This window comes from Streptomyces sp. NPDC036764 (assembly GCF_055609385.1).
Map to the genome: position 1 here is coordinate 152,066 of NZ_JBVJPT010000012.1, position 12,464 is coordinate 164,529.

Sequence of the window (12,464 nt, forward strand, 5' to 3'; positions counted from 1 at the left end):
AATACTCAAGTTCGGGTCCTGACTGCCGACAGCTCGGTCAGGGCCCGCTCTCATATCCCCCACGAAACGCCCCGGTATCCTGCGGATGTCACCCCACCCCCGCCACACCCGAAGGGCAAACCGTGAGCGCCATTCGCCCGGCAGCCGTCGTCGTTCTCGCAGCGGGTGAGGGCACCCGTATGAAGTCGGCCACACCGAAGGTCCTGCACGAGCTCTGCGGACGCAGCCTCGTGGGGCATGTGCTCGCAGCCGCGCGTGAGTTGGACCCCGAGAATCTCGTCGTCGTGGTCGGTCACGCCCGTGAGCAGGTCACCGCACACCTCGGCGAGATCGACCCCGGCGTGCGCACCGCCGTGCAGGCCGAGCAGAACGGCACCGGTCACGCCGTCCGCATGGCTCTGGAGGAGCTCGGTGGCGGCGTCGACGGGACCGTCGTCGTCGTGTGCGGCGACACCCCGCTGCTGACCGGCGAGACCCTGACCCGGCTCGCCGCCACCCACGCCGCCGACGGCAACGCCGTGACGGTGCTGACCGCCGAGGTCCCGGACGCGACGGGCTACGGGCGGATCGTGCGGGACGGTGTCTCCGGTGCCGTGACCGCGATCGTGGAGCACAAGGACGCGACCGATTCGCAGCGGGCGATCCGGGAGATCAACTCGGGTGTGTTCGCGTTCGACGGGCAGTTGCTCGCGGACGCGCTGGGCAAGGTCCGCACCGACAACAGCCAGGGCGAGGAGTACCTGACCGACGTGCTCGGCATCCTGCGCGAGGCCGGTCACCGGGTGGGTGCCTCCGTGGCCGCCGATCACCGCGAGATCGCCGGGATCAACAACCGGGTGCAGCTCTCCGAGGCCCGCCGGATCCTCAACGACCGGCTGCTGACCGCCGCGATGCTCTCCGGCGTCACCGTGATCGACCCCGCGACGACCTGGGTCGACGTGACCGTCACCTTCGAGCAGGACGTGACCGTCCAGCCGGGTACGCAACTGCAGGGCGCCACGCATCTGGGCGAGGGCGCGGAGGTCGGGCCGAACAGCCGGCTGAAGGACACGAGGGTCGGGGCCGGGGCGCGGGTGGACAACACCGTGTCCGACGGCGCCGTCGTGGGGGCGCAGGCGAGCGTGGGGCCGTACGCGTATCTGCGGCCGGGGACCCGGCTGGGTGCCAAGGGCAAGATCGGTACGTACGTCGAGACGAAGAACGCCTCGATCGGTGAGGGCACCAAGGTCCCGCATCTGTCGTATGTCGGTGACGCGACCATCGGTGAGCAGACGAACATCGGTGCCGCGAGTGTCTTCGTGAACTACGACGGACAGGACAAACACCACACCACGGTCGGCTCGCACTGCCGTACCGGTTCGGACAACATGTTTGTGGCTCCTGTCACGATCGGGGACGGTGCGTACACCGCTGCCGGGTCCGTGATCACGAAGGACGTGCCGCCCGGTTCGCTGGCCGTGGCCCGTGGTCAGCAGCGGAATATCGAGGGTTGGGTGGCTCGCAAGCGTCCGGGCAGTGCTGCCGCGAAGGCCGCCGAGGCGGCGTCTCGGCAGGTCGAGGGCGAGGACTGACCGGAAACGGGTGCGCCAAACACGGCGTACCGTGATAAGTGCACACCCAGTTGAGATACCTCTGAGGAGACAGCTGTGACCGGGATCAAGACGACCGGCGAGAAGAAGTTGATGTTCTTCTCCGGCCGCGCCCACCCCGAGCTTGCCGAGGAGGTCGCCCAGCAGTTGGGTGTCGGGGTCGTCCCGACCAAGGCCTTCGACTTCGCGAACGGCGAGATCTACGTCCGTTATCAGGAGTCGGCGCGTGGCGCGGACTGCTTCGTGATCCAGAGCCACACGGCTCCGATCAACCAGTGGATCATGGAGCAGCTCATCATGATCGACGCGCTGAAGCGTGCGTCGGCCCGCTCCATCACGGTCATCGTGCCGTTCTACGGTTACGCCCGTCAGGACAAGAAGCACCGTGGGCGTGAACCGATCTCGGCGCGGCTGATCGCGGATCTGATGAAGACGGCGGGTGCGGACCGGATCCTGACGATGGATCTGCACACGGACCAGATCCAGGGCTTCTTCGACGGCCCGGTGGACCATCTCTTCGCTCTTCCGCTGCTCGCGGACTATGTGGGCGCCAAGGTGGACCGGAACAAGCTGACGGTCGTGTCTCCGGATGCCGGTCGGGTGCGGGTCGCCGACCGTTGGTGCGACCGGCTCGGTGCTCCGCTGGCCATCGTGCACAAGCGGCGTGACAAGGACGTGGCGAACCAGGTGACCGTCCACGAGGTCGTGGGTGAGGTCAAGGGCCGGGTGTGCGTGCTGGTCGACGACATGATCGACACCGGTGGCACGATCTGCGCCGCCGCGGACGCGCTGTTCGCGCACGGTGCGGAGGACGTCATCGTGACGGCGACGCACGGTGTGCTGTCGGGGCCGGCGGCGGACCGGCTGAAGAACTCCCGGGTGGGCGAGTTCGTGTTCACGAACACGCTGCCGACGCCGGGTGAGCTGAGCCGTGATCTGGACAAGCTGACGGTGCTGTCGATCGCGCCGACGATCGCGAGCGCGGTGCGTGAGGTGTTCGAGGACGGTTCGGTGACGAGCCTGTTCGACGAGCAGTAGAGATCGTGCGGTAGCGATCGTGCTGTAAAGATCGTGCGGTAGAGATCGTTTTGGGTACGGCCTCCCCTTCCGAGTAGACTGCTTCAGTTGCTCGGCGAGGGAGGCCGTTTCCCGTTGTGGGATGCGGTGGTCCGTTATCGACGCGCTCTTCGTAGCAGGCCGTTCGTGGCCGGGTGACCACGTCCGCCCCTAGTTTTTCTACGAGGAGTGATCATGTCCGAGGTCAAGATCTCCGCCGAGACCCGTACCGAGTTCGGTAAGGGTGCCGCCCGCCGTATCCGTCGTGACTCGAAGGTCCCCGGTGTCCTTTACGGCCACGGCTCGGACCCGCTGCACCTGACCCTGCCGGGCCACGACCTGCTGCTCGCCCTGCGTACGCCGAACGTCCTGATCGCCCTGGACATCGACGGCAAGACCAACGAGCTGGCGATCCCGAAGTCCGTGCAGCGTGACCCGATCAAGGGCTTCCTGGAGCACGTCGACCTGCTGCTGGTCAAGCGCGGCGAGAAGGTCACCGTCGAGGTCCCGGTCCACGCCGAGGGCGAGCTGGCCGCCGGTGGCAACCTGCTGGAGCACGTCCTGAACGCGCTGCCGGTCGAGGCCGAGGCCACGCACATCCCCGAGTCCTTCACGGTGTCCGTCGAGGGCCTGGAGGCCGGCGCCTCCGTCCTCGCCAAGGACATCAAGCTGCCCAAGGGCACCACGCTGGCCGTCGAGGAGGACACGGTCGTCCTCCAGGTGCTGGCCGCGCAGGCCGAGGAGGCCCCCGCGGGCGAGGAAGCCGCGGGCGAGGAAGTCGCCGAGGCCTGATCCTCAGCTCTGGCAGAGGCGTGATCGTCGGCTCTGCCATCGCTTCGTCAGCCGCTGTTCCCGCTGGGGGGCAGCGGCTGGCGCGTATCACTCAGGCTTGCCTGGCAGTGTCCACGCCGGCCGTCCCGGCGGACCGGCGTCTTCGCCGGGGGTCCGGGGTTGTCCCCCGGGAAAGCACAGCAAGGAGACATGGACGTGACGACCGATCCGAGCGCGCCGTGGCTGGTTGCCGGCCTCGGTAACCCGGGACCCGAGTACGCGATGAACCGGCACAACGTCGGGTTCATGGTGGCGGATCTGCTGGCCGAGCGGATCGGGGGGAAGTTCAAGCGGGCCGGGAAGGCGCAGGCGCAGGTCGTCGAGGGACGGATCGGGCCGCCGGGGCCGCTGAACCGGCGGGTGATCCTGGTGAAGCCGATGTCGTACATGAATCTCTCGGGCGGGCCGTTGAACGCGCTGCGGGACTTCTACAAGGTGCCGCTCGGCAACATCGTCGCCGTTCATGACGAGTTGGACATCGACTACGGCACTCTGCGGTTGAAGCTCGGCGGTGGGGACAACGGGCACAACGGGCTGAAGTCGATGACGAAGGTGATGGGTGCCGACTATCACCGGGTGCGGTTCGGGATCGGGCGGCCTCCGGGTCGTATGCAGGTCGCGGACTTCGTGCTGAAGGACTTCGGCTCGGCGGAGCGCAAGGAGCTGGACTACTTCGTGGACCGTGCGGCGGATGCGGTGGAGTGTCTGGTGATCGAGGGGCTGGAGCGGGCGCAAAGCACCTACAACTCATGACTTGTCCGCCCGCCCGGCCGGGCCGAGGTTGACCGGGCGCAGGGGCATGGCCAAGGATCGCGGCCATGCCTTCTGCTGTTGTATCCGGTCAGGGCGCTGTCTCCGCGCTGCGGTTCGGGCGGTTCGCGGCGATGGGTACGATCGCGGTGCTGATCCTGATCGCGGGGGTGTGGGCGTCGTGGGGCACCGCTCACCATGTGATGCTCACGAAGGGCCGGGAGAGCGGCACGATCGAGGTGAGACGGTGCGGTGCGGACACGTGCAGCGGGCCGTACACGCCGGTCTCACAGGGTTCGCGGGCGCGCGAGTCGGTCGTCATCGAGAAGAACGTGGCCGTGCGCAAGGGCGAGACGTACACGGTCGTGATCAAGCCGGGCAGTGATGAGGTCGTGCGTTCGGGTCCTGCCGGGGTGCTGTACGCGTGGGTGCCGCTGGGTGGTGCGTTGCTGCTGGCGTCGATCGTGGTGGCGGGCGGGCTGCGGCGGGCGCGGTTGGCGTGGGTGATGGCGGGGGCCGGGGTCGCCCTGTTGTCGGCGGCGTTCGTGGTGGTCTGAGGCCGGGGCCGGTTCTCCTTTTCTGTGGAGGATCTGAGTGTGGCCTGTTCGTGATTGACCTGGATTCAGTCCTGGCGGGAAGCTGAGCCGCCCCCTCCACATCTTCCCGTTCCTTCTCGAAGATGGACTACTGCCCCATGCGTACCCTCAATCGCGCCGGCGCCCTGTCCGCCGTCGCCGCGGCGGCCCTGCTGTCCGCTCCGGCCGTCGCTCACGCCACCGCTCCGGGTGACAACGGCACCGTGAAGATCCATGACTCCGCCACTGGCGAGGAACTGCGCAAGAACGAGCCGCACGTGTGCGAGTTCTACCTCGACGCGTTCGGTTTTGACGCTGTCCAGCAGGTCTCCTGGCATATCGAGGCGTGGGCTCCGACGGCCGCCGTCAAGGGCGAGACCGTGAAGTCCGGCGCGATCACGCTGGACGGCGAAGGCCATGGCCGTACGTCGGACATGACGCTGCCCGACGGCCACTACAAGCTGTTCTGGAACTTCCAGGGCGAGAAGGGGTCCGCGAAGCACAAGGTGTTCTGGACGGACTGCGAGGACGAGGAGCCGGGCGGCGGCACGCCCACGCCGTCCGCCTCCGAGCCCGGGTCCGAGACGCCGGGCGAGGAGAGCACCGAGCCGGCCGCGAGCCCGTCCACGTCCCCCGGTGAGGCGGCTCCGTCGCCGTCGGCGCAGGGCGATGCCGAGGGCGATCTCGCCGAGACGGGCAACGGTGCCCCGGTGGGCCTGCTGTCCGCGGCCGCTGCGGCGCTGCTGGGCGCGGGCGGCTACCTGGTGTTCCGGCGTCGTAGGGCCTGACACGCGCAGGCTGTGAACGAACGGTGCCCCCGTGCTCGCACAGAGCACGGGGGCACCGTCGTGTGCCGTTCGGTCAGCCGGTGTTGCGCAGGCCGGCCGCCACGCCGTTGACCGTGAGGAGCAGGGCGCGGGCGAGCAGCGGGTCGGGCTCGGCGCCGCTCGCGGCCGCGTCGCGCTGGCGCTTGAGCAGGGTGACCTGGAGGTAGGAGATCGGGTCCAGGTAGGCGTCGCGGATGGCGAACGTCTGCTTCAGGACCGGGGTGGCGTCCAGGAGTTCGCTCTCGCCGGTCACCTTGAGCACCTCGGCGACCGTCAGCTCGTGCTCGGCCTCGATGTCGGCGAAGACGTGCTGGAGTTCCTGCGGGACCAGCGTCTCGACGTAGTGGCGGGCGATGCGCAGGTCGGTCTTCGCGAGGGTCATCTCGACGTTGGAGATGAAGTTCCGGAAGAAGTGCCACTGTTCGTGCATCTCGTCGAGCACGGTGTCCAGGCCCGCCTCCCGCAGCGCCTTCAGGCCGGAGCCGACGCCGTACCAGCCGGGGACGATCTGGCGGGACTGGGTCCAGCCGAACACCCACGGGATGGCCCGCAAGCCGTCGAGGGAGACGCCCGAGCCGGGGCGGCGGGAGGGCCGGGAGCCGAGGTGCAGGTCGGCGAGCTGGTCCACCGGCGTCGACGCGAGGAAGTACGACGGCAGGTCGGGGTCCTCGACCAGCTTGCGGTACGCGGTGTGCGCGGCGTCGGACACCACGTCCATGGCCGCGTCCCAGCGGGCGAGCGCCTCGCCGGACTGGCGGGGTGCGGTGTGCAGGGCGGACGCCTGGAGGGTGGCCGCGACGGTCAGCTCCAGGTTCTCCCTGGCCAGCGACGGCACGAGGTACTTGTCGGAGATGACCTCGCCCTGCTCGGTGACCTTGATCTCGCCTTCGAGGGTGCCCCAGGGCTGGGCGAGGATCGCGTCGTGGGAGGGGCCGCCGCCGCGGCCGACGGTGCCGCCGCGGCCGTGGAAGAGGCGCAGGCGGACGCCGTAGCGGTGGGCGACGTCGCGCAGGCGGCGCTGGGCGCGGTGGATCTCCCACTGGCTGGTGGTGATGCCGCCGAACTTGGAGGAGTCGGAGTAGCCGAGCATGACCTCCTGGACGTCGCCGCGCAGCGCGACCAGGCGCCGGTACGACGGGTCGGAGAGCATGTCCTCCAGGATCGTGTCGGCGGCCTTGAGCTCGTCGGTGGTCTCCAGCAGCGGCACGATGCCGATCTTGGCCCAGCCGGCGTGCAGGTCGATCAGGCCGGCCTCGCGGGCGAGGACGGACGCGGCGAAGACGTCGTCGGCGCCCTGGCACATCGAGATGATGTACGACTCGATGACCTCGGGCCCGAAGACCGCGAGGGCCTTCTTGACGGTCTCGAACACGCCGAGGGTCTTCTCGCCGGCCGCGTCGACCGGTGCCGGGGTGGGCGCGAGGGGCCGGCGGGAGCGCAGTTCCTTGGCGAGCAGCTTGGCGCGGTACTCGCGGGGCATGTCGGCGTAGCGCCAGGACTCCTCGCCGAGGCGGTCGAAGAGCTGGCCGAGGGCGTGGTGGTGGGCGTCGGCGTGTTCGCGCACGTCCATGGTGGCGAGCTGGAGGCCGAACGCGGACAGCGTGCGGATGGTGCGGTTCATGCGGCCGTCGGCGAACAGGCCGCCGCGGTGCTCGCGCAGCGAGGTCTGGATCAGCGTCAGGTCCTGGAGCAGCTCGCCGGTGCCGAGGTAGTCGCGGCCGGCCTCGTGCGGGATGCTCCTGGCCAGGCGGGTCTTGGTGTTCTCCAGCTTCTGCCGGATGCAGGTCGCCTTGAGCCGGTAGGGCTCCTCTGCGTTGAGGCGCTTGTAGCGGGGGCTGATCTCGGGCAGAGCGTCGAGGTCGGCCTTGAGGGACTCCAGGAGTTCCTCGGTGGCGCCGGTGTAGCGGATGGAGTTCGACAGGAAGCCGCGCAGCTCGTCGATCATCTCCAGGGCGTCGTTGATGCCGTGCTCGTGCTGGAGGATGAGGACGTCCCAGGTCACCTGGGGGGTGACGTTGGGGTTGCCGTCGCGGTCGCCGCCGATCCAGGTGCCGAAGGTGAGCGGGCGGGCGGCGTCGGGGAGCTTGTAGCCGACGCGCTCCAGTTCCGCGGTCAGGTCCTCCAGGACGTCGCCGACGGCGCCGGCGTGCAGTTCGTCGAGGTAGTAGATGGCGTTGCGGGCCTCGTCGGCGGGCTCGGGGCGTACGACGCGCAGCTCGTCGGTCTGCCATACGAGGTCGATGTTCTCGGCCAGTCGGGTGTCGTGCCGGCGGCGGTCGCCTTCGAGGACGGGGGCCTCGAGGAGCGCGGCGATGCGCCGCAGCTTGTTGAGGACGGAGCGGCGGGCGGCCTCGGTGGGGTGCGCGGTGAAGACCGGGCGGACGTTGAGGTGCTCGATCGTCTGGCGCAGGTGCTCGGGGTCGGCGTCCTTCAGCCGGTCGGCCGTGCGGGCGAGCAGGCCGCCCTCGGCGGCGCGCCGGGCGCGCAGCTCGCGGCCTCGGTGGACCTGCTCGGTGACGTTGGCCAGGTGGAAGTAGGTGGAGAAGGCGCGGACCAGCTTGGCCGCCGTGTCCAGCTCGGTGCCCCTCAGCAGCTCGGCGGCCGCTTCGCCGTCCTCGCGGGTGAGGCGGCGGACCTTCTCGACGAGATCGAGCAGCTCGGGACCCTCTTGGCGGACGAGGGTCTCGCCCAGGAGGTCACCCAGTCGGCGGATGTCGGCGCGCAGCTCACTGCCGGTCGTCGTGTTCTGGTCGTCGGCACTGCTCACAGGTGCGGCTCCTTGCAGTGTTGAAGCTCGTCCGGGAGGGAACCCGGACGCAGGCGCCGCGCGGCGGGTGCCGCATACGGCTCCTGACATCCGGGAAGAAATCAGAGCGGACCGCGCTGTCCGACCGACTCCAAGGATAGGTGTCCATGCGGACGCGCAGACTCTCGGGCTCTTGCCGCCGGGCGACGCACTGCCATACTTACGACGCCGTAGGTTACGGAACCGTAGGCACCGTCGTAACGAAACCCGGGAACAGTTCCCGCAACCCCGGCACCTGCCAAAACCCTCGACCCCACAGGGGACGCCCCATGACCACAAGCTCCGATGTGATCGAAGACGCCCCGAAGGCGAACGACGACACCCCGATGACCTCAGCCACGCTCGGCGGCGAGAAGAAGGGGTCGCTCGAGCAGTCCGCGCTCCTTCTCTTCATCGTCGTCCCGTTCCTGGCGCTCGCCGCCGCGGTGCCGCTGGCCTGGGGCTGGGGCGTGAGCTGGCTGGACCTCGCTCTGCTGGTCTTCTTCTACTTCTTCGCCTGCCACGGCGTCACGATCGGCTACCACCGCTACTTCACCCACGGTTCCTTCAAGGCGAAGCGTCCGCTGCGCATCGCGCTCGCCGTCGCGGGCTCGATGGCGGTGGAGGGCCCGCTGGTCCGCTGGGTCGCCGACCACCGCAAGCACCACAAGTTCTCCGACGCGGAGGGTGACCCGCATTCGCCGTGGCGTTACGGGGAGAGCGTCCCGGCGCTCATGAAGGGCCTGTGGTGGGCGCACATCGGCTGGATGTTCGACGAGGAGCGCACCCCGCAGGACAAGTACGCGCCGGACCTGATCAAGGACCGGGCGATCCGCACGATCTCCCGCCAGTTCATCTGGTGGACGGTGCTGTCGCTGGCCCTGCCGGCGCTGATCGGCGGTCTGGTGACGATGTCCTGGTGGGGCGCCTTCACGGGCTTCTTCTGGGGCTCCCTCGTCCGGGTGGCCCTGCTGCACCACGTGACGTGGTCGATCAACTCGATCTGCCACGCGGTGGGCAAGCGGCCGTTCAAGTCGCGTGACCGCTCGGGCAACGTGTGGTGGCTGGCGGTCCTGTCGTGCGGCGAGTCCTGGCACAACCTGCACCACGCCGACCCGACGTCCGCGCGGCACGGTGTGGAGCGCGGACAGATCGACTCCTCGGCGCGCATCATCCGCTGGTGCGAGATGTTCGGCTGGGCCTACGACGTGCGCTGGCCGTCACGCTCGCGTATCGATTCGCGCCGGAACACCGAGGAAGGCGGCTCCCGACGCCGGAAGGAACCCGTAAAGGCGGCATGATTGACGCCGTGGCGACCGACTCCAGCAGCACCCCCGGCAATGAGAAGCAGCGGCGGACGCGCCGTACCCGGATGACCGGTGCGGAGCGCCGCCAGCAGTTGCTGGAGATCGGTCGCACCCTTTTCGCCGCGAAGGGCTTCGAGGGCACGTCGGTGGAGGAGATCGCCGCGAAGGCGGGTGTCTCCAAGCCGGTGGTGTATGAGCATTTCGGCGGCAAGGAGGGGCTGTACGCGGTCGTCGTGGACCGCGAGATGCGCCGGCTGCTGGACATGGTCACGGGCAGCCTGACGGCGGGCCACCCGCGGGAACTGTGCGAGCAGGCCGCCTTCGCCCTCCTGGACTACATCGAGGAGAACACGGACGGCTTCCGCATCCTGGTCCGTGACTCGCCCATCCCCCAGTCGACGGGGTCCTTCGCCTCGCTGATCTCGGACATCGCCACCCAGGTGGAGGACATCCTGGGCCGCGAGTTCAAGAGCCGCGGCTTCGATCCCAAGCTGGCCCCCCTGTACGCGCAGGCCCTGGTCGGCATGGTCGCCCTGACCGGCCAGTGGTGGCTGGACGTGCGCCGCCCGAAGAAGGCGGAGGTGGCGGCCCATCTGGTGAATCTGGCCTGGCACGGGCTGGACGGCCTGGAGGCGAAGCCTCACCTGATAGGGCGCCGCAAGAGCTGACGCCCCGGGCCGCCGTGCCCGTGCCCTCAGTGTTCGGCCGGCACGCTCAGTGCTTGAAGGTGTCCTTTCCCTTCTCCTTCGCCTGACGCGCGTCGCCCTTCATCTGGTCGGCCTTGCCCTCGGCGGTCATGCGCTCGTTGCCGACGGTGCGGCCCACCGCTTCCTTTGCCTTGCCCTTGGCCTTTTCCTTCATGGCCTTGGCCTTCTCGTCCTTCGCCACGTTTCTCACTCCCGCAAGTTCGACTTCGCTGTCACACAGCGGGTGACCCTCCTTGGTGCCGCTCAAACAGCGGTCAGCGGCTCCAGGAACTCCAGCCGGTTGCCCACAGGGTCCTGCGAATAGAACCGCCGGTGCCCGGGCAGGTTCTCGTCCCACTCCACCGGTGCCCCGTGCGCCCGCAGCCGGGCGCCGTACCGCTCGATCCCGGCTACCCGCAGCCCGGGGTGCGCCTTCTTCGCCGGCCCGAAGTTCGCCTCGATGCCGAGATGCAGTTGCACGCCGCCCGCCTGGAACCAGCAGCCGCCGCGGGCGGCGAGCACGGGTGGCTTCGGGATCTCGGTCATGCCGAGGACGCCCACGTAGTACGACCGCAGCCGCTCCTCCGAGCCGGGCGGCGCCGCGAGCTGCACATGGTCGACGGCGGTGATCATCACGCCTCCTTGCGGGCCACGGCGAAGATCCGGCGGAACGGGAAGGGCGTGCCGTGCGAACCCGCGGGATAGGCCTCGCGCAGGGCGGCCCGGTACTCGTCCAGGAAGGCGTCCCGCCGCCCGGGTTCGTCGGCGAGGGCGGTGAGGACCGGCCGCAGTCCCGTCCCCTTCACCCAGTCCAGCACCGGATCCTGGCCGGTCAGGAGGTGGACGTACGTCGTCTCCCACACGTCCGCCGCGCAGCCCAGGTCGGCCAGCCTGGCCAGATAGTCCTGCGGGGCGAGCACGGCGTCGTCGTGGCGCAGGATGTCGGCGAGGCCGTGCCGGGGGGCGAGGTCGCGCATCAGGCGGTGGCTCGGGGCGGCGAAGTTGCCGGGGACCTGGAAGGCGAAGGTGCCGCCGGGCCGCAGGGCCCTCACCCAGTCCGCGAACCGGTTCGCATGCCCCGGTACCCACTGGAGCGTGGCGTTGCTGACGATCAGGTCGTGCGGCTCCTCGGGCGTGAAGGTCCGTACGTCGGCCCGGGCGAAGTCGAGACGGCCGCCGCCGGCCGTCGGTCCCTCGTGCTCGACGTGGGCCTTGTCGAGCATCTCGGCGGAGTTGTCGTAGCCGGTGATGTGCGCGGTGGGCCAGCGTTCGGCGAGCAGGGCGGTGACGTTGCCGGGGCCGCAGCCGAGGTCGGCGATGCGGGGCCGCTCGGCGGGCAGGTCGGGGACGCGGGCCAGCAGGTCGGCGAAGGGGCGGGCACGGTGGCCGGCGTGACGCAGGTACTGGGCGGGATCCCAGGTGGGGGCGGCGGCAGCGGACATGGGGGCCTCCTGTCTCTACTCGCCTCCAGCCTGCCCCGGAAGATATCTTGACGTCAAGAGACTTCACGTCGACACAACCACTACACTGATCGTCATGGAGGACGAGGTCGATCGGCTGGTCGCAGCGTGGCGCCGGGAGCGCCCTGACCTCGACGTGGAACCGCTCGAGGTGCTCAGCCGGGTCAGCAGACTGGCCCGGCATCTGGACCGGGCACGCCGGCTGGCCTTCTCCGAGCACAGCCTGGAGCCGTGGGAGTTCGACGTGCTGACCGCGCTCAGGCGCGCGGGAACGCCGTATCAGCTCTCGCCGGGTCAGTTGCTGACGCAGACCCTGGTCACCTCCGGGACGATGACGAACCGCATCGACCGCCTGGCCAAGAAGGGCCTGGTGGAGCGCCTGCCCGACCCCAGCGACCGGCGCGGGGTCCTCGTCCGGCTCACGGACGAGGGGCGCGACCGGGCGGACCAGGCGCTCGCCGGGTTGCTGGACCAGGAGCGGGCGATCCTTGCGGAGCTTTCGCGGGCGCAGCGGGGTGAACTGGCCGGGTTGCTGCGCCAGTTGACCGCGCCGTTCGACAACATTCCCGGTTGAGTTGAGAGCCGCGACCTGTCGTTT

General features: G+C 69.4%; 13 protein-coding genes. 9 read left to right on the plus strand and 4 right to left on the minus strand.

Annotation, left to right across the window (positions count from 1 at the left end; all coding sequences use genetic code 11):
- Positions 1 to 122 precede the first annotated feature (122 nt).
- The 6 genes from glmU to ACZ69Q_RS33525 all read left to right on the plus strand — a co-directional run bounded on the left by glmU (position 123) and on the right by ACZ69Q_RS33525 (position 5,589).
- Positions 123 to 1,571, plus strand: coding sequence for a bifunctional UDP-N-acetylglucosamine diphosphorylase/glucosamine-1-phosphate N-acetyltransferase GlmU (gene glmU, locus ACZ69Q_RS33500; RefSeq protein ID WP_471049256.1), 1,449 nt, complete (start codon positions 123 to 125; stop codon positions 1,569 to 1,571).
- Between the two features lie 75 nt (positions 1,572 to 1,646).
- Positions 1,647 to 2,627: a ribose-phosphate diphosphokinase gene (locus ACZ69Q_RS33505; RefSeq protein ID WP_471049259.1), complete on the plus strand. Its 981-nt coding sequence runs from the start codon at positions 1,647 to 1,649 to the stop codon at positions 2,625 to 2,627.
- Positions 2,628 to 2,840: 213 nt separating this feature from the next.
- Positions 2,841 to 3,437: a 50S ribosomal protein L25/general stress protein Ctc gene (locus ACZ69Q_RS33510; RefSeq protein WP_471049262.1), complete on the plus strand. Its 597-nt coding sequence runs from the start codon at positions 2,841 to 2,843 to the stop codon at positions 3,435 to 3,437.
- A gap of 189 nt (positions 3,438 to 3,626) precedes the next feature.
- A complete protein-coding gene (gene pth / locus ACZ69Q_RS33515; protein WP_471049265.1) occupies positions 3,627 to 4,229 on the plus strand; it encodes an aminoacyl-tRNA hydrolase in 603 nt (200 codons plus the stop codon).
- 65 nt (positions 4,230 to 4,294) lie between these two features.
- Positions 4,295 to 4,783 carry a hypothetical protein gene (locus ACZ69Q_RS33520; RefSeq protein ID WP_471049268.1) on the plus strand — a complete coding sequence of 163 codons (489 nt, stop codon included), beginning with the start codon at positions 4,295 to 4,297 and terminating at the stop codon, positions 4,781 to 4,783.
- Between the two features lie 137 nt (positions 4,784 to 4,920).
- The gene (locus ACZ69Q_RS33525; RefSeq protein WP_471049270.1) at positions 4,921 to 5,589 is read left to right on the plus strand and encodes an LPXTG cell wall anchor domain-containing protein; all 669 of its coding nucleotides are present in this window, start codon (positions 4,921 to 4,923) and stop codon (positions 5,587 to 5,589) included.
- A gap of 73 nt (positions 5,590 to 5,662) precedes the next feature.
- Here ACZ69Q_RS33525 and ppc read toward each other — a convergent pair whose 3' ends face one another.
- Positions 5,663 to 8,395 (minus strand): phosphoenolpyruvate carboxylase, encoded by a 2,733-nt coding sequence (ppc, locus tag ACZ69Q_RS33530; RefSeq protein ID WP_471049273.1) that lies wholly within the window; start codon positions 8,393 to 8,395, stop codon positions 5,663 to 5,665.
- Positions 8,396 to 8,703: 308 nt separating this feature from the next.
- Here ppc and ACZ69Q_RS33535 point away from each other — a divergent pair, with 308 nt between their 5' ends.
- Positions 8,704 to 9,714 (plus strand): acyl-CoA desaturase, encoded by a 1,011-nt coding sequence (locus ACZ69Q_RS33535; RefSeq protein WP_471049276.1) that lies wholly within the window; start codon positions 8,704 to 8,706, stop codon positions 9,712 to 9,714.
- Complete coding sequence (locus tag ACZ69Q_RS33540) at positions 9,711 to 10,388, plus strand: TetR/AcrR family transcriptional regulator (protein ID WP_147999737.1); 678 nt, start codon at positions 9,711 to 9,713, stop codon at positions 10,386 to 10,388. Before ACZ69Q_RS33535 ends, ACZ69Q_RS33540 begins: the two co-directional genes overlap by 4 nt.
- Before the next feature lie 46 nt (positions 10,389 to 10,434).
- On the opposite strand, the gene ACZ69Q_RS33545 is transcribed toward ACZ69Q_RS33540, so the two are convergent.
- From ACZ69Q_RS33545 to ACZ69Q_RS33555, 3 genes are all read right to left on the minus strand, one after another.
- Positions 10,435 to 10,608: a CsbD family protein gene (locus tag ACZ69Q_RS33545; protein ID WP_471049278.1), complete on the minus strand. Its 174-nt coding sequence runs from the start codon at positions 10,606 to 10,608 to the stop codon at positions 10,435 to 10,437.
- A 62-nt stretch (positions 10,609 to 10,670) separates the two neighbouring features.
- Entirely contained in the window at positions 10,671 to 11,039 is a 369-nt protein-coding gene (locus ACZ69Q_RS33550; protein WP_471049280.1) for a VOC family protein, read from the minus strand.
- Positions 11,039 to 11,848, minus strand: coding sequence for a trans-aconitate 2-methyltransferase (locus ACZ69Q_RS33555; RefSeq protein WP_471049282.1), 810 nt, complete (start codon positions 11,846 to 11,848; stop codon positions 11,039 to 11,041). The genes ACZ69Q_RS33550 and ACZ69Q_RS33555 overlap by 1 nt, the downstream gene beginning before the upstream one ends.
- A gap of 94 nt (positions 11,849 to 11,942) precedes the next feature.
- On the opposite strand from ACZ69Q_RS33555, the gene tamR reads away from it, so the two are divergent.
- On the plus strand, positions 11,943 to 12,440 hold the full coding sequence (gene tamR / locus ACZ69Q_RS33560) for a MarR family transcriptional regulator TamR (protein WP_059196100.1): 498 nt from the start codon (positions 11,943 to 11,945) through the stop codon (positions 12,438 to 12,440).
- The last annotated feature ends 24 nt before the right edge of the window (positions 12,441 to 12,464 follow it).

Bases quoted from the DNA above. Each gene is read 5' to 3' on its own strand.
- ACZ69Q_RS33535 (WP_471049276.1), top strand. From the start codon at position 8,704: ATGACCACAAGCTCCGATGTGATCGAAGACGCCCCGAAGGCGAACGAC.
- ACZ69Q_RS33555 (WP_471049282.1), bottom strand. From the start codon at position 11,848: ATGTCCGCTGCCGCCGCCCCCACCTGGGATCCCGCCCAGTACCTGCGT.
- ACZ69Q_RS33520 (WP_471049268.1), top strand. From the start codon at position 4,295: ATGCCTTCTGCTGTTGTATCCGGTCAGGGCGCTGTCTCCGCGCTGCGG.
- ACZ69Q_RS33540 (WP_147999737.1), top strand. From the start codon at position 9,711: ATGATTGACGCCGTGGCGACCGACTCCAGCAGCACCCCCGGCAATGAG.
- ACZ69Q_RS33525 (WP_471049270.1), top strand. From the start codon at position 4,921: ATGCGTACCCTCAATCGCGCCGGCGCCCTGTCCGCCGTCGCCGCGGCG.
- ACZ69Q_RS33550 (WP_471049280.1), bottom strand. From the start codon at position 11,039: ATGATCACCGCCGTCGACCATGTGCAGCTCGCGGCGCCGCCCGGCTCG.
- pth (WP_471049265.1), top strand. From the start codon at position 3,627: ATGGACGTGACGACCGATCCGAGCGCGCCGTGGCTGGTTGCCGGCCTC.
- ACZ69Q_RS33510 (WP_471049262.1), top strand. From the start codon at position 2,841: ATGTCCGAGGTCAAGATCTCCGCCGAGACCCGTACCGAGTTCGGTAAG.
- tamR (WP_059196100.1), top strand. From the start codon at position 11,943: ATGGAGGACGAGGTCGATCGGCTGGTCGCAGCGTGGCGCCGGGAGCGC.